The sequence below is a fragment of the Nonomuraea basaltis genome, from assembly GCF_005893125.1.
GTDB classification, from domain to species: domain Bacteria; phylum Actinomycetota; class Actinomycetes; order Streptosporangiales; family Streptosporangiaceae; genus Nonomuraea; species Nonomuraea basaltis.
Window position 1 is genome coordinate 1 of the sequence record NZ_VCJS01000248.1, and the last position, 17462, is coordinate 17462.

Below are 17462 nucleotides of genomic sequence, written 5' to 3' on the forward strand. Positions count from 1 at the left end.
AGATGTGTATAAGAGCCAGGACGAGCGCGCCGCGTCCCCGGGCCGGCCGGTCACGCTGTCCGGCGCCGGCCAGTTCACCGCGGCCGACACCGCCGCCATCGCCTACGACCGCAAGCTCGTCCCCGAAGGCGCCCAGGCCAGCCTCACCGCCGAGTCCTCCGCGGACCAGACCCGCACGTCCCTCATCGTCGAGGGCCTGCGTCCCAACCGCCGCTACGGCGTCCACCTCCACACCCAGCCGTGCGGCAAGAAACCCGGCGACTCGGGCGCCCACTACCAGCACCAGCCCGGCAAGATCGACCCGGCCAGCGAGGTCTGGCTCGACGTGAAGGCCGACGCCGAGGGCGCGGGCCGCTCGACGGCCCGCCACGACTGGGCGCTGGACTCCGCCCGCCTGCCCGCCTCGCTCGTCATCCACTCCAGGCCCACCGTGACCAGTGGTCCGAAGGCCGGCGAAGCGGGGGACCGCGTCGCCTGCCTGACCCTGCGTTGAGGGGCACGGATAGGGCATAATTACACAATTACATAGTGGAGGTAAGAACCACCGTGACCAGCCGCCAGTGGCAGCCACCCCGATTACGGCTCTTCGAAGACACGCACCGCCGGGCCACCTGGTTAGAGCTACTCTACGACCTGGTCTTCGTCGTGGCGGTCGCGGAGCTGGCCGCCGTGCTCGCCGAGGGCGCCGACCTCGGCCGGATCCTCACGTTCGTGGGGCTGTTCGTGCCGGTCTGGTGGGCCTGGGCCGGATACGTCTTCTACGCCAACAGGTTCGACACCGACGACGTCAGCCACCGGCTCCTCGCGCTGCCCCAGATCCTGGCGGTCGCGACCATGGCCGCGAGCGTGGGCGACATCGAGCAGCGTTCCGGGCTTTTCGCGATCGCGTACGCGGTGGCCAGGATCCTGCTCATCGTGGGCTACGCCCGTGCCGGCCGCCATGTGCCCGAGGCCCGGCCGCTGGCCGTCCGCTACGTCGCCGGCTTCGCCGTGGCCGCGGCCATCTGGCTGGCCTCGCTCGCCGTGGAGCCGCCCCTGCGGTACGCGTTCTGGGCCGTCGCCATCGTGATCGACCTGGCCACACCCCTGCTGGCCCGCCGCTACCAGGACAGGCTGCCGCCGCAGAGCGAGCACCTGCCCGAACGCTTCGGCCTGTTCGTGGTGATCGTGCTCGGCGAGGTCGTCGCCGCGGTCGTCGTCGGGCTCAAGGGCCACGACGTCACACCGGGCACGCTGGCGATCGCCCTGGCCGGAGTGGCGATCGCGATGGGCTTCTGGTGGCTCTACTTCGGGCACATGGACGAGTCCGTCGTGCTCCGCACCAAGCTGGCGGGCCAGGTGTGGGTCTACTCGCACCTGCCGCTGTCGCTCGGCCTGGTCGCGTTCGGGATCGGGATCGAGCACGCGATCGCGCACCCGGCCACCACGAGCTGGTCCGTCGGGGTGCCGGCCGCGCTGGTGTTCGCCGTGCTCGGCGTGCAGCACCTGTGCTCGCTCGACCGCCGCGCCGCCGCCATCCGCCTGGGCGCCGCCGTTCTCGCGCTCGTCACCTCCGGCCTGCCCACCGCGGCGGCGCTGCCCCTCATCCTCGTGTACGCCGCCGCGCAGGTGGCCTACGACCTGCTCCGCTCACAGCCGGAAGGTGCCGCATGATCGCCAAGGACCTGTTCGACCGTCAGCTCGCCGCCATCGCGGACGGCGACCTGGAGGCCCTGCTGGCTCAATATCACGACGACGCCACGGTCATCCGCTTCGACCGCCTCGCCGGGGGCCCCGACGAGATCAGAGACCTGTTCGCCGCGTACCTCTCGGCGAAGCCCCAGGTGGACGAGATCACCTCGCTCCAGGTGACCGACGACGTGATCTTCTACAACGCCCTGATGACGATCGGCGGGAACCGCGTCACCACGTACGGCACCCTCGTGATCAGGGACGGGAGGATCTGGCGGCAGACGGCCGCCGCGCTCCCTGTCACCTGATCTCGGGCGTCTTCGATCCGGCCTGCCCGTCAGGCGTGCCCCGCCGGGATCGTGCCGAGCCTGCCCGCCTGGAAGTCCTCGAACGCCTGGACCAGCTCGGCGCGCGTGTTCATGACGAACGGCCCGTGGTGCGCCACCGGCTCCCCGATGGGCTCGCCGCCCAGCACGATCACCTCGAGCGTGTCCTTGGCCGTGATCGTGATGCTCTCGCCTGCGGTGGTGAGCCCCGGCCGGTTCCCGAAGCCGTCGAACACGGCGAGCTGCCCGCTGTGGAACGGCCGCCGCTCGGAGCCGACCGTGCCCCGCCCGGACAGCGCGTACGCCAGCGCGTTGAAGTCCTTCCTCCACGGCATGACCAGCCGCGCCCCGGGCGAGACGGTGGCGTGCAGCAAGGTGATCGGCGTCTGCGTGCTGCCGGGCCCGACGTTCCCGGCCAGGTCCCCGGCGATGAGCCGGACCAGCGCCCCACCGTCGTGGCTGCTCAGCAACACCACACTGGAGCTCCCGATGTCCTGGTATTTCGGCGCGATCATCTTCTTGGCGCCCGGCAGATTCACCCACAACTGGATCCCGTGGAACAGCCCGCCCTTCTGCACGAGCCACTCGGGCGGCGCCTCCTTGTGCAGAAGTCCGGACCCGGCGGTCATCCACTGGGTGTCACCGTTGGTGATCGTGCCGCCGCCGCCGTTGGAGTCCAGGTGGTCCATCACCCCGTCGATCATGTACGTGACCGTCTCGAACCCGCGGTGCGGATGCCACGGCGTCCCCTTCGGCTCGCCCGCCGCGTAGTCCACCTCGCCCATCTGATCCATCATCACGAACGGGTCCAGGTACGCGGGCTTGATGGCGGCCAGCGCCCGGCGAACGGGAAACCCCTCGCCCTCGAACCCGCTGGGCGCGGTCTCGATGGCCAGCACCTTGCGCTCCGGCGCTCCGGCCACCGGCTCGGGGAGGCGGGGGAGGGTGAGCGGGTTCTCTACGGTCACGGCAGGCATATCGCGCTCCTTCCAGCGGATCTGCCCGACACAACCCAATTTAGTTTTCAACTATTCCGCGATCGTCATTCGCCCGTGTAAAGCCGTTCGAGACCCACCAGTTGCACCCGCCCGCCGCTCTTCTCGGCGGCCTCTTCGAGCGCGGGCATGAACCCGGTGGCGCTGAAAAGCATGATCGCCTTGGGCTCCTCGCCCCGGGTCCTAAGGATGCTCGCGACCTTCTCCATCCGTTCGAGGTGAGCCATCCCGAGCGTGTCGCCCCACTTCGCCTCCCCGATGGCCAGGAAGTTCCCGTCCTCGTCCGTCGATACGAGATCGACCTCGTGGCTGGTGCGGGAGGAGGGCTCGTGGACGACGCCGGACAGCACGCGGACGGCCAAGCCGCCCAGCGTCTCCTCGGCCGCCATGTCGTGCGTCCAGGTCCGGCACATGTGCTCGAAGACCGGTCCGGCCACGGCGCTGCGGAAGCGCGGCTGAGCGGCCTTCCACAGGCGTTCGGTCCGGCCCGGGCGTACCTGTTCGAACTGGGCGAACATCGGTCTGGTGATCGAGTCGCTATCGAGCCCCTTGTGCAATTTCCCTCGGCGACTGCGGCGAGCACCGTGTGATAGAGGCCGGTGTCCCTGAGTGTCGGATCCTCGGCCAGGAGGAACCTGACCTCCCTGAAGAGAGGGCTCGCCGGGTTGAGCACATGATTGACCACCCAGTCGTCGAAGTCCTCCACGCGTGCGGGTGCCGCTCCGCGCAGGAACTGGGATTTGTAGGCAGGTGTGCCGCCCACTATCAGGTAGACGAGCGCGGCGAGGCGCGCGTCGCCGAGTCCCCAGAACTCCCTGGCCGCGCGGAAGTCGAAGGTCGGCACGATGAGCTCCATAGCAGCCCGGCCGCGGAGAGGGGCCGATCCCGTGAGCAGGTTGCCCATGAACGAAATCGACGATCCGCAGAGCAGGATCCTCGCGCGGGACTCGCGCCTTTCCTGCGTTGAGTAATTCAAGATCCTTTGCCTGCGGTGGGTGACCTCGCCGGACGGCGGTCAGGTGAAGCGGCGGTAGCTGACGGGCCGGCCGTCGTCCGCCACGTTCCCCACCATGACCTCGGACCCCGGGCGCGGCGCGTGGATCATCTTGCCGTCGCCGATGTAGATGCCCATGTGGCCGGCGGGATGGCCGAAGAAGACCATGTCACCCGGCTGCGGCGAGGTGACCGGCTGCCCGCTCGCCTGGTATCCGGCGGCGGTCGTGTCGCCGATCTTTATGCCCGCCTGGTTCATGGAGTAGAAGGCGAGCCCGCTGCAGTCGAAGGCCGACGGCCCGTTGGCTCCCCATACGTACGGCTTGCCGAGGTGCTGCCGCGCGGCCTCCACGATGCGCGACCCGGTGCCGGTGCCCGGCGCGAACGGCAGGGCCTGCGGAGCCTCTCCTCCGGAGCCGCCCGGGGAACCGGCGGCGGGGCCGTACGAACTGGAGGCGGGGCCGTACGAACTGGAGGAGGGACCGTTGCTGACGCTCTGGAACGTCGTCTGCTGGACTTCCGGCACGGGAGCCGGCGTCCAGTCGACGGTGTGGCCGGGTGCCGGCACGAAGGTCTGATCGCCGGGTGCCTTGATGGCGGCGAAGGTCGCCTCCCGGTCGCCCAGGTGGTCCTTGATCTCCTTCATGGCGCCGGCCACCGCCGAGTCCGCCCGCGTCTGGAGTGGCCTGGCGGCAGAGGCCGCCCTGCTGACCTCTCCTGCGACGGCCTCACGGTCTTCGGAATTCCTGTCCGCGTACTCGAGCAGCTCGTTGCAGATCGAGGTGATCTGCGACTTGGCCGTCTCCAGCGCTTGGGCCGCATCGTCGAGGGAGCTCGCGCTGCTCTTCAGCGCGTCATGGAGCGCGACTCCCGCCTTGCCGTACCCGCCCATGTACGTGGCGAAGGCGTCGGCCGACGCACCCTGCCAGGCGTGGTCGACGTCCGTGACCGCCGTGCCGATCCGGCCGGCGTGTTCGCTCGCCTTCCCCGCGGCGCTCCGCCACCGGGTGGCGATGCCGCGGATGGTCTCGGGGCTGCCGCTGACGCTCCGCAGGATCGCGGCGAGCTCCTCGCTGTAGAAGCCCGGCAGCTGGGCGATCTGCGTGGCCAGGTCCATTACGCCGCCGCTCCGCTGGCCGTGTTGGCCGTGCGGACGTTCTCCCGCACCTTGTCCAGGGCGCGCTCGACGCCTTGGAGTTTGCTGCGGGCGTGTCCGAGCTCGCCGTCGACCATGTTCTCGGCCTGGTCGACGACGTCGGCCAGGCCTGACGAGCCGGACAGGCTCCCGAAGATCGAGGCGTCGGTGCTCTTGGCCGGATAAGCGCTGACCAGCTCGGCAAGCTCGCTGGCCACCCTGCGCGCAGCCGATGCACAGTCTTCGAGCGCTTGGAAGTGGAGGTCGAGGGCTGCCATCGACACGTACTACCCCCGGGAATATCGTCGTGACCTTTCCTGCCGTGACCATCTTGCCCCGAATGCCCCTCGCGGCGCAGCCGTCACACGAAGATCGATCCGCTAACCGAAGACGGCAGGCGGGGGCACCGGGGCCAGCACGGCGTCGCCGTCCTTGATGGGGTACGCCCCGGCGACGAAGTTCGTCAGTGCCTCCCCGTGCACGCACCTGGCCTGGGTCAGTCCGCCTGCCGCACGCCGAGTCAGCAGATCCACCGGCAGATCGGTCCGCGACGCCGCCACGATGAGATTCCCGAAGCGGCGGCCCCGTATGATCCCCGGTTCGGCCAGCAGCGTTACGTGCCGGAACGTGCCCGTCACCGTGGCCAGCAGGCGCTTGGCGAAGGCCAATCCCTTGCCGTCCGCCACGTTGATCAACAGGGTGCCACCCGGGCGCAGGACTCGGGCGATGTCGCCCATGTACTCCGTAGTGGCCAGCTCCACCGGCATCGTGGCCCCGGTGAACGCGTCCAGCACGACGAGGTCGGCCGAGGCGTCCCATACCTTGGCGGTGCCCTCCCTGCCGCCCTCGACGATGACCTTCAGCCGGGGCACCGAGCGCAGGTCGAGCTGCTCGCGTACCAGGTTCACCAGCAGGCCGTCCGGCTCGATCACGATGTGCCTGGAGCCGGGGCGGGTGGCGGCGACGTAGCGGGGGATGGTGCAGGCGCCGCCGCCCACGTGGACGCAGCTGAGCGGACCCTCGTCGAGAAGGTCGATAACGTCCGCCATGAGACGTACGTACTCGAATTCCAGAAATGTGGGGTCTTTTAGATCCACGTACGACTGCGGTACGCCATCCTTGGACAGCATCCAGCCGTCCTGCCTGTCCAGGTCCCGGAGGAGTTCGACCTCGCCGAACGTCACTGGATACAGGCCAGGCATCGGTTCCCGCTGTCCACGTGTCACGCTGATCCCCTCCTGGGAGAAACCGTATGCGACGCAGAAGGCTGATTGTGCTCGTTATCGCAGTTGTCGCGGTAGTCGGGGCGGGCGCATTCGCGGTCATGGCGTCCAACCGGGTCAAGGGGAGCGCGTCCGGGACCGCGGCGGCCTACTTCGACGCGTGGCGCAAGGGGGACGTGACGGGCATGGAGCGGCTGGTGTACCGGCCGCCCTCCGACTTCGTCGCCCGGCATCGCGCGCTGTCGGATGAGCTGCACGTCGAGTCCATCCAGCTCACCCCCGGGCCGCTGAAGAGCGCGGGGGACGGGGCCGCCGAGGTGCCGTTCGCGGGGGTGCGGCAGCTCACCGAGTTCGGGGCGTGGCCGTTCGACAGCATGTTGCGCCTGGCCGTACGCGACAGGGCCTGGAAGGTGTTATGGGCGCCCGAGACGCTCCACCCGCTGCTCAAGGACGGCGGCAGGCTGGAGCTGGGCCAGATCGACGTGTCGGCGGCCGAGCTGGTCACCAGCGAGGGCCACCCGATCCCCAATGACAGCTACGCGGAGGCGTACCTCGACCCGCTCAAGCCCGAGTTCGAGCAGGCCAGCCACGGCTGGCAGCTGGTGCTGAAGGTGCCGGGGCAGCCGGACCGGCCGCTGCTGAGCAAGCAGCCCGAGGCGAGCGTCGAGCGCACCACCCTGTCGCGCCCCGTCCAGGCGGCGGCGGCCCGGGCGCTGGACGGCGTCGAGGACTCCACGATCGTCGTCATCCGGCCGAGCACCGGCGAGATCCTGGGGCTGGCCGACCGCCTGGAGGAGAACTTCAGCGCCGTGCGCGACGTCTTCCCGCCGGGCTCGATCTTCAAGACGGTCACGGCGGCGGCGCTGCTGAAGAGCGGTCTCAACCCGTCGGACCAGGTCGGGTGCCCCGGCACGTACACGATCCCGGGCTACCGGCCCTTCGACAACGACGGCGAGGTCGATCGCGGCGTCGTCACCCTCACCGACGCGTTCGCGCACTCCTGCAACACGTCGTTCGTCGAGCAGGCCACCACCAGGCTGAGCTCGAAGGACCTGGTGGAGACGGCGGCCGAGCTGGGTTTCGGCCGGCCGATCATGACGGGCATCGGCGGGTCCTGCGGCACCGTGCCGGAGACCGACGACATGAACATGTTCGCGGCGGACACGATCGGCCAGGGGGAGGTCGTCACCACCCCGCTCTGCATGGCCGCGCTCGCCGGGGCCGTGCAGAGCGGCACCTGGCGCTCGCCCAGGCTGCTGTCGGAGAAGCAGGTGGTCCGCATCGAAGGCGGCGAGCCGCTGGAGGACGCCCCGCTGGACGAGAACGTCGTGGCGGCGCTCAGGGACATGATGGCCGCCGTCGTCGGCTACGGCACGGCGAGCGAGGCCGGGCTGCCGGAGGGGGTGGCCGGCAAGACCGGGACGGCGGAGGTGGAGGGCGAGCAGTCGCACGCCTGGTTCATCGGATACCGCGACGACCTGGCCTTCTGCGTGTTCGTACGGCACGGCGGCGCGGGCCGCGCGGCCGCGGTGCCGATAGCCGCCCGCTTCCTCAACGGCCTGTGACCTGTGGCGGCCGCGTCCAGCGGACCGCCAGAGGTGACGGGAACCGAACCTACGGTACCGTAGGTTTCATGACGACCATCACCGTCAAACCAAGGCTGCGAGGCTGGTTGCACGCCGGAGCACTCCCCGTGACGCTGATCGCGGGGATCGTGCTCGTGGCGCTCGGCCCGACCCTGCAGGCCCGTCTGGCCTCCGCGATCTACGCCATCACCTCGGGATTGTTGTTCGGCATCTCGGCGACCTACCACCGCAGCACGCTCGGCCCGCGGCTGGCCGAATTCCTCCGAAGAGCCGATCACGCCAACATCTACCTGATCATCGCCGGCACCTACACGCCATTCGCCCTGCTGGCATTGGAGGGGGCGGCCCAAATCGCGGTGCTGAGCGTCTGCTGGGGCGGCGCGCTGGCGGGCGTGCTGTTCCGGGTGTTCTGGATGAACGCGCCGCGCTGGCTCTACACGGTCCTCTACCTCGTGCTGGGCTGGACCGCGATCTTCGTCATGCCGCAGCTGCTGGAGGGCGCGGGCGTGGCCGCCGTCGTGCTGGTGGCCGTCGGCGGCCTGTTCTATTCGGCCGGGGCGATCGTGTACGGGCTGCGCCGCCCCGATCCGTCGCCCCGCTGGTTCGGCTTCCATGAGGTGTTCCACGCGTTCACCATCGCCGCGTACCTCGTCCAGTACATAGCGGTCTCGATCGTGGTCTACTCGCAGGGATGATGCCACGTTGAAGAACTTCACTTTGTGGGTAGGCGTACCGTAAATTTTACGTATGTGTCGGCGTTCCTCCGGAGGAATGTGCGACTGATCTGCCCATAGTGGAGGCGATATGGACGTACACACCCGCCTTGCCCGCCACCTGCTCGTCGACGGCTTCCGCCTCGTGCTCGACCTCGAGCTCAGCCGCGGAGCGTGGCTCGTCGACGCCCGCAACGGCCGCCGCTACCTGGACTTCTACACGTTCTTCGCCTCCGCGCCGCTCGGCGTGAACCCGCCCTTCGACCCCGACTTCGTCCAGCTCCTCGGCCAGGTCGCGCGCAACAAGCCGGCCAACCCCGACATGTACACCGAGCACCTGGCCGATTTCGTGGAGACCTTCGTCCGCGTGCTCGGCGACCCTGAGCTGCCGCACCTGTTCTTCGTCGAGGGCGGCGCCCTGGCCGTCGAGAACGCCCTCAAGGCCGCCTTCGACTGGAAGAGCCGCCGCAACGAGGCCGCGGGCCGCCCGCGGGAGCTGGGCACCAAGGTGCTGCACCTGACGAGGGCCTTCCACGGTCGCAGCGGCTACACCATGAGCCTGACCAACACCGAGCCGGGCAAGACCGACCGCTTCCCCAAATTCGACTGGCCGCGGATCGACGTGCCCGCCATCCACTTCGGCGACGTCGAGGCGGCCGAGGAGCGTGCGCTGGCGCAGGCGCGGGAGGCGTTCGAGGGTAACCCGCACGACATCGCCTGCTTCATCGCCGAGCCCATCCAGGGTGAGGGCGGCGACAACCACATGCGGCCGCGGTTCCTGCAGGCCATGCAGCACATGTGCCACGAGTACGATGCCCTGTTCATCCTCGACGAGGTCCAGACGGGCGGCGGGACGACCGGGACGCCGTGGGCGTACCAGCAGCTCGGGCTCGCCCCCGACGTGGTGGCGTTCGCCAAGAAGGTCCAGGTCGGCGGGATCATGGCGGGCCGCCGGGTCGACCAGGTCACCGACAACGTGTTCCAGCTGAGCGGCCGGATCAACTCGACGTGGGGCGGCGGGCTGGTCGACATGGTCCGCAGCCGGGGCATTCTGGAGATCATCGAACGCGACGGCCTGATCCGGCGCGCCGCCACGCTGGGCGGCGTGCTGCTCGAACGGCTCACCAAGCTGGAGGCCGAGCGCCCCGACACCGTGTCGGGCGTCCGCGGCCGCGGCCTGATGTGCGCGTTCGACCTGCCAGACCAGGCCGCCCGCGACGCCCTGGTGACCACGCTCAGGGAGGAGCACGGCGTCCTCGTGCTGCCCTGCGGCCCCCGCTCGGTACGCCTGCGCCCGGCACTCAACATCCCGGAACCCGACCTCGACCACGGCCTGCACGCCCTGGCCCTGACACTCACCGGGGCCATCACTGCGTGACGCTGGTGGCGCTGCGGCGCGGCCCGATGTAGCGCCAGAAGAAGTTGAGCAGCACGCTCATCCGGTTGCGCCCGCCCAGCAGGTACGACACGTGCACGAAGATCCACACCAGCCAGGCGGGCAGCCCGCGCATGGTCATCCCGTTGGGGAACTGGAGCACCGCCTCCGCCTTGCCCACGGTCGCCATGATCCCCGGATCGCTGTACCGGAACGTCCGCAGCGGCCGCCCCTGGGCCGCCGCCAGGATCTGCCGGCCGACGTGCTCGCCCATCTGGATCGCCGGCTGGGCGAGCTGGGGCAGCGGCTTGGGCGGCCCGGCCAGGTCGCCGGCCACGAAGATCTCGGGATGGTCCGGCACGGTCAGCGCCTCGGTGACCGTGATCCGGCCGCCCTTGCCCTGCGGCAGCCCCCAGTCGGCCACCTGATCGGGCGCGGTGACGCCGAGCGCCCACACGGTCACGTCGCTCGGCAGCCGCGTCCCGTCGTCCAGCACCACCGCGTCCGGCTCCACGGACGCCACCGTGGACCCGAGGCGCAGCCGTACGCCTCTCTTGCGCAGCGCGGCCGCCGCCGCGTCCCGCAGCCGCGGCTTGTACGGCGCCAGCACGAAGTCGAAGCGCTCGACCAGCGTCACGCTCGTCTGGTCGGGGCGTATCTCGGGATGCGTCAGCGGCAGCGTTCGCCGGCGCAGCTCGGCCAGCGTGCCCGCGATCTCCACCCCGGTCGAGCCCGCGCCCACCACCACGACGTGGCAGCTCTCGCGCCGGCCCGCCGCCGTGTCCTCCAGGCAGTGCTGGAGCCGCCGCCGCAGGATAGCCGCGTCGTTGAGCGAGTAGATCGGCAGCGCGTTCTCCCGCGCGCCCGCCACGCCGAGCCAGTTGGTGGTGACGCCGGTGGCCAGCACCAGGTAGTCGTAGTCCAGCGCGCTGCCGTCAGCGAACTCCACCCGCCGCTCCCCGGGCAGCACCTTGCTCAGCGCGCCCCGGTGCGCCCGCACGTTCGGCCACCTGGCGGCGTAGGTGCGGATCGGGTACGACACGTCCGCCGTGCCCATCCCGGCCGTGGCCACCTGGTAGAGCAGGGGCTGGAAGGTGGAGTACGGGTGCTGGTCGACGAGCGTCACCAGCGCCCCGCTCTTGGCCAGCTCCCGGGTGGCGGCCAGTCCGGCGAAGCCGGCACCCACCACGATGACCCGCGTTCTGCGTACCATGACGCACTCCCTTCCCCGAACACCCGCCACCGACTCCTGAACTCCGCCCCGCGTGGCGGAAGCCGGCCACCGTGTTCACAGGAGGAGATCACGGCATGCCCGCGAGAGTGACCACCGTCGTACGCCTCGGCCGCCCGCATCCGGCGATCTTCCTGCGGGTGGGCGCGGCGGAGAGAGGCCCTCTCCGTGCCAGAGGGCCCGCAGCCAGACCCCGCTATTGCCGGCGGGACTGCCAGAGGCCGATGGCGGTGACGCGAGAGTCCACGCCGAGCTTGGCGTAGATACGGTTGACGTGGTTCTTGACCGTCTTCTCGCTGAGGAACAGCCGTTGCGCGATCTGGCCGTTGGACTGGCCCGTGGCGATGAGGTCCATGACCTCGGCCTCGCGTTTGCTCAGGGACGTGAACACGCTATCGAACGCTGCGTCGTCGACTCTCATCCGGCCTCCGGGGCGCGAAGACGGTCAGATCGCCGAGGGCCCCCGTGCTTCCGGCGTTAGCGGTAGACAGCGAGCATAACTCGCATTGTCATGATTTGGGGGCGTTGTTGGGAGAAAACGACGATGGCCGGTCCCGAAGGACCGGCCATCGTGCACTGGGGTGAGTGAAGGGACTTGAACCCTCGGCATCCAGGACCACAACCTGGCGCTCTACCAACTGAGCTACACCCACCATGGCCGCCCGCTGTATAGCGGCACAGGAAAAGTGTAGCGGGATTCGGGAGTCTTTACGCCACTCCTTTAGCCGCTGACACGTTCTGCCAGCGCTCTCGCGGTCGTCGAGTCGGGTCCCGGCTGCGCCACGAAGATCGCCGCGCGGTAGTAACGCAGCTCCCTGATGCTCTCTGTGATGTCGGCCAGGGCACGGTGCCCGCCCTGCTTTTCCGGCGCGGCGAAGTAGACCCGAGGGTACCAGCGGCGGACCAGCTCCTTGATCGACGAGACGTCGATCATCCGGTAGTGCAGATAGGCGTCCACCCCGGGCATGTCCCGGGAGATGAACGTGCGGTCGGTGCCGATCGAGTTGCCGCACAGCGGCGCCTTCTTCGCCTCCGGCACGCGGCGGCGGATGTAGTCGAGCACGAGCGACTCCGCCTCCGACAACGTCACCCCGCTCGCCAGCTCGGGCAGCAGCCCGGAGGCGGTGTGCATCTCGCGGACCACGTCCGACATCTGCTCCAGCGACTCCGGCGGCGGCTTGATGACCACGTCGACGCCCTCGTCCAGCTGATTGAGCTCGCTGTCGGTGATGACGCACGCCACCTCGACCAGGGCATCGCGCCCGAGGTCGAGTCCGGTCATCTCACAGTCGATCCAGACCAGCAAGTCACTCATTCGATCTCCTCGCCCAGCGGCTCGGAGCAATCCGCCCGCTTGTTACCCCACCAGACTAGTGCCACAGGTCACGCGGGCTTGAGCGAGCTGAGAACCTTGCCGACCACGTCGGTGCCCAGATTGTCAGGCACGGAGGCGTAGAGGATGGCCGGGCGCTCGCCGGAGCCGCGATCCATGAGCACGATCGCGCCGTTCTCCTTCTTCCACTTGTAGCCCTTCTCCTCCGACACCTTGGTGAAGTCGAGCTCGAACTGCAACACCCACGCGTCACGATCGCCGATCTTCATCGCCTTGTCCTGCACGACCTTGCTCTCGTGCGGCAGGGAGTAGTACCTGGTGGAGAAGTCCACGAAGACGGCCTTCGCCGTCTCGCCCAGGCCCGAGGCGCCGGAATACGAATAGAACTCGTTGAGCTGCCCCGTGTAGACGTTGCCGATCCAGTCCTCGTTCTGGCCGTCGAAGTTCTCCTGCGAGACGGCCTGCACCCCCGCCGTCCACAGCTGCTGGGTCGGGGTCGGGTTGGGGGGATTGATGGCCGCGGGCACCGTCCAGTCGCCGGGCACCTGGAAGGAGATCCCGGCCTGCGGGTCGGTGACGCGGTCGCCGACGGGCTTGGGCAGCTCGCCGGTGCCCTGGCTGGGCGGCTCGTTGGTGGGTGGCGCCTGGGTCTCGGACGTGTCGCTGGGCGTCGGGAGCGCCGAGTCGGTGTTGCTCCGGTTGACGAAGAAGATCCCGGCGGCCACGATCAGCGCGACCACCACCAGTGCCGCCAGGCCGCCGAACACCCAGGGCAGCGGGTTGCCCTGCTTGGGCGGCGGGCCGTAGCCGGGCCCCGGCAGCTGCGCGCCGCCCCACTGCTGCTGGGGCGGCGGCGTGGGCTGACCGTAGGCGGTCTGGCCATGGGTGGGCTGGCCGTACTGGAGCGTGGGGTTCGCGGGCGTCGCCGACCAGTCCGGCTGCTGCTGCGGCCCGGAGGTGGGCTGCTGTTGCTGCTGGGGCTGCGCGGGCCCCTGCTCCTGGGCGTGGGTGGCGTCGGTCCATTGGTTGCCGTCCCACCAGCGGAGCCGGGGTTCGCCGTAGGGGTCTGGGTACCAGCCCGCGGGGGTCTGCGTGGTCATGTTCGCCAGATTAGTAAGAACCGCTTTGATATGCATTGCTGGACGGGACTCAACACTTGTACGTGAAGCTGGCCTTGTCCGTGCGCACCGGGCCCGGCGTGAGGATCCGCAGCGTGGCGGTGGCCTTGACGTTGCTCTTCCCTCCCACCGCCCATCTCAGCGACACCGGGTAGGACGTCTGGCCGGAGCTCGTGCGCAGCCTGCCCGGGACGATCCCGCCGTCCAGGTTCTTGCGCCATTCGAAGGTGATCTCCCCGGCCGCGCCGTTGGTGACGACCGTACCCGTGACCAGCGCCGAGCTGTTACAGCCGTAGGTCTTCTTCGCCGCCACCACGTCGATCGACTTGACCTCCAGCTCGGGTGCGTTGCCCAGCTTGAACCAGGCGAAGATCGCCCCCGCCATGATCGCGGCGAAGAGGGCCGTGGACCAGAGCGTGCGCCACCGCCGCGCCCGCGACGCCTTGGCCGGCCGGCCACCCGGCCGGTGCACGGTGGACGCCTCGTTCCGGCCGGCCCGCCAGATCCGCTCGGCCGTGGTCTCCGGCCGCTGCACCTGCGTGCCGATGCCCGGCCCGAACCGCAGGGGGTCCGCCGAGCGGCCCGGCACGTGCAGCAGCGTGACGATGTCGCCCTCGTCCCTGGGCAGGGCGGGCGCCTGCCGGTACGCCGGCGGCTGCGCGAACACCGACCTGCCACGCGCCGCCCGCGCCAGCCCCTCCCTGCCGATGACGCCGCCGGGCAGCGCCGCCTGCTCGGCGATCAGCGTGCTGCGCGCGGCGGCCAGGCCGAGCGTGCCGGCCATGGCCGCGACGCGCTCGAACAGGCCGGCGGCCCGCGGCGCGCCCTGCCCGAAGGAGGCGGCCAGCCCGCGCGCCAGCGCCGCCCAGCCGGCCGCGTCCCGCTCGGGCGGGGAGACCTGGCCGCGGATGGCATCGGACAGGCCGCGCTCCGACAGCAGCGCCGCGCCCTCGGCCGTGATCACCACGGTGCCCGGGTGCACGGAGCCGTGCGTGACCCCGGCGGCGTGCAGCGCGATCAAGGTCTGGGCCGTCTCGACCAAGGCGGAGGCCGCGCCGGACGGGTCGATCGCCCCGTCCGCGAGCAGGTCGCCCAGGGTGGGGCTGACCGCCTGGCCGGTGAGCAGCCACACCTGGTCGCCCGCCGCGACCACGTCCGCCACCGGGATCAGCCCGGTCATCCCGCCCAGCACGAGCCGCTGGTCGGCCATGACCGTGCTCACGACGCGGTCGCGCACGCCGGGCAGCCCGATGATCTTCGGGTCGAACAGCAGCGCCCCGGCCCTGCGGCCGTCGGGCGAGATCGCGTCGATCCAGTTGCCCAGCTCGGTCATCCACGTGTGCTCGGTGAGCCGGAATCCGGCGATACCGTGTTCTGGGTTGTTCATCGCCGTTTTGCCCCCCGGCCGCGTCTAGCGCTTCCTTCTATGGCGTCCCGCCATCCGGCGTTTCACCGCAAGTGTGACCGGAACCGCGCCGGACGTCATCAGGCCGAGCGCCACCAGTGCGGCCTGTGCCTTGCCGACGGTGTCGAGCCGGGGCTCCACCGTCGGCTCGCCCTCTCCGCCGTCTCCTGTCGGGGAGGTCGGCGGCTGGGAAGAGGGCGGCGCGGAGGACCGGGTCGGCCGGGTCGTCGGCGCGCTGGTGGTGGGCGTCGGGGTCGGCGTGGGCGGCCGCCGGGTTTCGTCCGGCACCGTGATCTCGCCGCTCAGCTCAGGCTCGGCCGTCGGCGTCGGGGTCGGGGTCGGCTTCCTGGTCTTGGGAGGCGTCTTCACCCTGGTCGGCGTGGGCTTGGGCGTGGCCGTCTCGGTGGGCTGGGTGCTCGTCGGCTGCACGGGCGGCGGCGCGGCGCTCTCCGTGGCCGTGGGCGCGGCGGTCGGCGTGGACTCCGGCGTGGTCTCTTCGGGCGCCGGCTCCTCCGTTTCGGCGGGCCCGTCCGGCTCCTCGGTGAAGGGCGTGGCCGCGCTCGGCGTGACCTCGGTGGTCTGCGCCTGCAGCACGGGCTCGCCCGCGGAGGAGGTGGCGATGACCACGGCGGCGACGATCAGCGCGCCGGCGGCGACCGAGGCGATGACGATCTTCGTGGGTAACTTGCGCAGGACGCCGGACGGGTCGCGGAACCGCGTCTCGGCGAGCGACGTCTGCGTCTCCGCGGGCTCGTCGAGCGCGCTCGGGAAGAGCAGGACCAGCAGGCCGGCGAGGGCGGCCAGGCGGCGGCGCCCGCGCTCCTCCCAGTCGGGGCCGTATGCCCCGGCCGCGACTGCCTCCAGCTCGGTCAGGAACGCCTCCGCCGACGGCGGCCGCTCGGCGGGGTCCTTGGCCAGGCCGCGCTCGACGAGGCCGCTCAGCGCCGCGGGCACCTCCTCAACCGGGACCGGCGCGTTCTGGTGCTGGTGGGCCAATGCGGCGATATTGGGCGCCCGGTAGGGCCGGGCGCCGGTCAGGCACTCGAAGAACACCACGGTGGCGGCGTACACGTCGGTGGCGGGTCCGGCGGCCGCGCCCGCCCACTGCTCGGGCGCCATGTACGGCGGGGTGCCCGCCGCGCTCGCCTCCTCGCCCGCCCGGACGGCGATGCCGAAGTCGACGAGCTTGCTGACGCCGTCGCGCTGCACCATGACGTTCTCGGGCTTGAAGTCGCGGTGCACGACGCCGATCGAGTGCGCGGACGCCAGGCCCTGGAGCGAGCCCTTGAGCACCGTCAGTGCGGCCTCGGGCCCCGTGGGGCCCTCAGACCTCAGGACCTCGCGCAGCGAGACCCCGTTGATCAGCTCCATGACGATCGCCGCGCCCTGGCCGGTCTCGACGTAGTCGATCAGCCGGGCGTGGTGCGCGCTCTGCAGCGTGGCCAGCAGTCTGGCCTCGTGCCGGAACCGGGCGACGAATCCCATGTCGGATCTCAGCTCGTCACTGAGATATTTGATGGCCACCTCGGCGCCGTCGTAGTCGCGTGTGGCCAGCACGACGCGCCCCGCGGCTCCCGAGCCCAGCTCGCGAACCTCGGAGTAGCCGGGGACCCCCCAGCGCCCCTCACCGTGCATAACGGTCTCCTCTGGAGTTGTCTGGGCCCCCACCCACATCAGACGGTCCGTAGCTTAACCGAGGAAACCGCTTTTCCTACCCATATCCCGATAAGTCTGAATTATGAAGATTAGTCGATCTTGTCGGGCGTGTCGGGCGTGTCGGACGTATTGGGGCGCGGCGTCTTCGTAGGCGTCTCCTCGGACGGGCACTCGGGGGTTCTCCCGCCGGCCGTGTCGCTCCCGTTGCCCGCCGCCGGGTCGGTGGAGGCCGTCACGGACCACCTCGTGCCGCAGGGGAGCTGCTTGACGGGGAAGGTGAAGGTCCTGGTGTACGACGTCTGGCCGGACAGCGTGTCCGACATGGTGTCCCCGGCCTCGCCGGCCGAGAACGCGACGTCGAGGCGTACCGGCTGGGTGCTCGACGTGAGCACCTGGACGGCGGCCGTGAGCCCGTCGCCCGGGCCGGCCCGGAGGATCGACACCCGCCGTACCTGCGGCGGGCACGGGACCGAGGCCCGCGCGGTGGCCGTCCGGCCGCCCGCGGTCACCTTCACGGACACCGTGGAGCCGCAGGGGCGGGACCTGAAGGTGTGGGTGAGCGTCCGGGTGTAGGAGGTCCGGCCGGACAGGGTCGCCGTGCGGGTGCCGACCGGGTCGCCGTTCACCGCGAACTGCGCCTCGACCGGGATCTCGCCGGTGCCGCTCGCCGTCACGCTGATGCGGGCGCGGGCGGCGCGGGCG

The 17462-nt window shown here is 70.4% G+C and carries 18 protein-coding genes and 1 tRNA gene; 6 read left to right on the forward strand and 13 right to left on the reverse strand.

All coding sequences use genetic code 11. From position 1 onward, the window contains the following. The 3 genes from EJK15_RS57870 to EJK15_RS57880 form a co-directional block, all read left to right on the forward strand. Nucleotides 1-493 (forward strand): superoxide dismutase family protein (locus EJK15_RS57870; RefSeq protein WP_171075175.1); only part of this gene is annotated, 493 nt, incomplete at its 5' end. Nucleotides 494-528: 35 nt separating this feature from the next. Continuing rightward, the gene (locus EJK15_RS57875; protein WP_171075176.1) at nt 529-1653 is read left to right on the forward strand and encodes a low temperature requirement protein A; all 1125 of its coding nucleotides are present in this window, start codon (nt 529-531) and stop codon (nt 1651-1653) included. Then, a complete protein-coding gene (locus EJK15_RS57880; protein ID WP_138718953.1) occupies nt 1650-1979 on the forward strand; it encodes a nuclear transport factor 2 family protein in 330 nt (109 codons plus the stop codon). Before EJK15_RS57875 ends, EJK15_RS57880 begins: the two co-directional genes overlap by 4 nt. Nucleotides 1980-2008: 29 nt before the next feature. Here EJK15_RS57880 and EJK15_RS57885 read toward each other — a convergent pair whose 3' ends face one another. The 5 genes from EJK15_RS57885 to EJK15_RS57905 all read right to left on the reverse strand — a co-directional run bounded on the left by EJK15_RS57885 (nt 2009) and on the right by EJK15_RS57905 (nt 6346). Continuing rightward, nucleotides 2009-2974 (reverse strand): pirin family protein, encoded by a 966-nt coding sequence (locus EJK15_RS57885; protein WP_138718954.1) that lies wholly within the window; start codon nt 2972-2974, stop codon nt 2009-2011. A gap of 65 nt (nt 2975-3039) precedes the next feature. Continuing rightward, the gene (locus EJK15_RS57890; RefSeq protein WP_138718955.1) at nt 3040-3510 is read right to left on the reverse strand and encodes a DUF234 domain-containing protein; all 471 of its coding nucleotides are present in this window, start codon (nt 3508-3510) and stop codon (nt 3040-3042) included. A 497-nt stretch (nt 3511-4007) separates the two neighbouring features. After that, nucleotides 4008-5102, reverse strand: coding sequence for a bifunctional WXG100 family type VII secretion target/C40 family peptidase (locus EJK15_RS57895; protein ID WP_138718956.1), 1095 nt, complete (start codon nt 5100-5102; stop codon nt 4008-4010). Further along, entirely contained in the window at nt 5102-5398 is a 297-nt protein-coding gene (locus tag EJK15_RS57900) for a hypothetical protein (RefSeq protein WP_138718957.1), read from the reverse strand. The genes EJK15_RS57895 and EJK15_RS57900 overlap by 1 nt, the downstream gene beginning before the upstream one ends. Before the next feature lie 102 nt (nt 5399-5500). Further along, entirely contained in the window at nt 5501-6346 is an 846-nt protein-coding gene (locus tag EJK15_RS57905; RefSeq protein WP_338089955.1) for a spermidine synthase, read from the reverse strand. A gap of 26 nt (nt 6347-6372) precedes the next feature. On the opposite strand from EJK15_RS57905, the gene EJK15_RS57910 reads away from it, so the two are divergent. The 3 genes from EJK15_RS57910 (at nt 6373) to lat (ending at nt 10020) form a co-directional block, all read left to right on the forward strand. Then, nucleotides 6373-7908 (forward strand): penicillin-binding transpeptidase domain-containing protein, encoded by a 1536-nt coding sequence (locus EJK15_RS57910; protein ID WP_138718958.1) that lies wholly within the window; start codon nt 6373-6375, stop codon nt 7906-7908. A 68-nt stretch (nt 7909-7976) separates the two neighbouring features. After that, nucleotides 7977-8624 carry a PAQR family membrane homeostasis protein TrhA gene (gene trhA / locus EJK15_RS57915; protein WP_138718959.1) on the forward strand — a complete coding sequence of 216 codons (648 nt, stop codon included), beginning with the start codon at nt 7977-7979 and terminating at the stop codon, nt 8622-8624. A 109-nt stretch (nt 8625-8733) separates the two neighbouring features. Further along, nucleotides 8734-10020, forward strand: coding sequence for an L-lysine 6-transaminase (gene lat, locus EJK15_RS57920; RefSeq protein ID WP_138718960.1), 1287 nt, complete (start codon nt 8734-8736; stop codon nt 10018-10020). On the opposite strand, the gene EJK15_RS57925 is transcribed toward lat, so the two are convergent. From EJK15_RS57925 to EJK15_RS71910, 8 genes are all read right to left on the reverse strand, one after another. After that, complete coding sequence (locus EJK15_RS57925; protein WP_138718961.1) at nt 10010-11230, reverse strand: NAD(P)/FAD-dependent oxidoreductase; 1221 nt, start codon at nt 11228-11230, stop codon at nt 10010-10012. The two genes, lat and EJK15_RS57925, sit on opposite strands and share 11 nt — an antisense overlap. Nucleotides 11231-11444: 214 nt before the next feature. Then, on the reverse strand, nt 11445-11639 hold the full coding sequence (locus EJK15_RS57930) for a helix-turn-helix domain-containing protein (RefSeq protein WP_240777880.1): 195 nt from the start codon (nt 11637-11639) through the stop codon (nt 11445-11447). Between the two features lie 186 nt (nt 11640-11825). Continuing rightward, a tRNA-His gene (locus tag EJK15_RS57935) sits at nt 11826-11901 on the reverse strand. A gap of 68 nt (nt 11902-11969) precedes the next feature. Further along, complete coding sequence (gene orn, locus EJK15_RS57940; RefSeq protein ID WP_138718963.1) at nt 11970-12563, reverse strand: oligoribonuclease; 594 nt, start codon at nt 12561-12563, stop codon at nt 11970-11972. A 68-nt stretch (nt 12564-12631) separates the two neighbouring features. Next, nucleotides 12632-13681: a DUF2510 domain-containing protein gene (locus tag EJK15_RS73665; protein ID WP_206061828.1), complete on the reverse strand. Its 1050-nt coding sequence runs from the start codon at nt 13679-13681 to the stop codon at nt 12632-12634. 49 nt (nt 13682-13730) lie between these two features. Further along, nucleotides 13731-15086 carry a protein kinase family protein gene (locus EJK15_RS57950; RefSeq protein WP_138718964.1) on the reverse strand — a complete coding sequence of 452 codons (1356 nt, stop codon included), beginning with the start codon at nt 15084-15086 and terminating at the stop codon, nt 13731-13733. A 24-nt stretch (nt 15087-15110) separates the two neighbouring features. Next, nucleotides 15111-16739 carry a serine/threonine-protein kinase gene (locus EJK15_RS57955; RefSeq protein WP_138718965.1) on the reverse strand — a complete coding sequence of 543 codons (1629 nt, stop codon included), beginning with the start codon at nt 16737-16739 and terminating at the stop codon, nt 15111-15113. Nucleotides 16740-16849: 110 nt separating this feature from the next. Next, the coding region (locus tag EJK15_RS71910; protein ID WP_171075178.1) for a hypothetical protein at nt 16850-17462 on the reverse strand (613 nt) is incomplete at its 5' end.

Bases quoted from the DNA above. Each gene is read 5' to 3' on its own strand.
- EJK15_RS57910 (WP_138718958.1), top strand. From the start codon at position 6,373: ATGCGACGCAGAAGGCTGATTGTGCTCGTTATCGCAGTTGTCGCGGTA.
- EJK15_RS57900 (WP_138718957.1), bottom strand. From the start codon at position 5,398: ATGGCAGCCCTCGACCTCCACTTCCAAGCGCTCGAAGACTGTGCATCG.
- EJK15_RS57950 (WP_138718964.1), bottom strand. From the start codon at position 15,086: ATGAACAACCCAGAACACGGTATCGCCGGATTCCGGCTCACCGAGCAC.
- lat (WP_138718960.1), top strand. From the start codon at position 8,734: ATGGACGTACACACCCGCCTTGCCCGCCACCTGCTCGTCGACGGCTTC.
- EJK15_RS57885 (WP_138718954.1), bottom strand. From the start codon at position 2,974: ATGCCTGCCGTGACCGTAGAGAACCCGCTCACCCTCCCCCGCCTCCCC.
- EJK15_RS57890 (WP_138718955.1), bottom strand. From the start codon at position 3,510: ATGTTCGCCCAGTTCGAACAGGTACGCCCGGGCCGGACCGAACGCCTG.
- trhA (WP_138718959.1), top strand. From the start codon at position 7,977: ATGACGACCATCACCGTCAAACCAAGGCTGCGAGGCTGGTTGCACGCC.
- EJK15_RS57925 (WP_138718961.1), bottom strand. From the start codon at position 11,230: ATGGTACGCAGAACGCGGGTCATCGTGGTGGGTGCCGGCTTCGCCGGA.
- EJK15_RS73665 (WP_206061828.1), bottom strand. From the start codon at position 13,681: ATGACCACGCAGACCCCCGCGGGCTGGTACCCAGACCCCTACGGCGAA.
- EJK15_RS57880 (WP_138718953.1), top strand. From the start codon at position 1,650: ATGATCGCCAAGGACCTGTTCGACCGTCAGCTCGCCGCCATCGCGGAC.
- orn (WP_138718963.1), bottom strand. From the start codon at position 12,563: ATGAGTGACTTGCTGGTCTGGATCGACTGTGAGATGACCGGACTCGAC.
- EJK15_RS57895 (WP_138718956.1), bottom strand. From the start codon at position 5,102: ATGGACCTGGCCACGCAGATCGCCCAGCTGCCGGGCTTCTACAGCGAG.
- EJK15_RS57955 (WP_138718965.1), bottom strand. From the start codon at position 16,739: ATGCACGGTGAGGGGCGCTGGGGGGTCCCCGGCTACTCCGAGGTTCGC.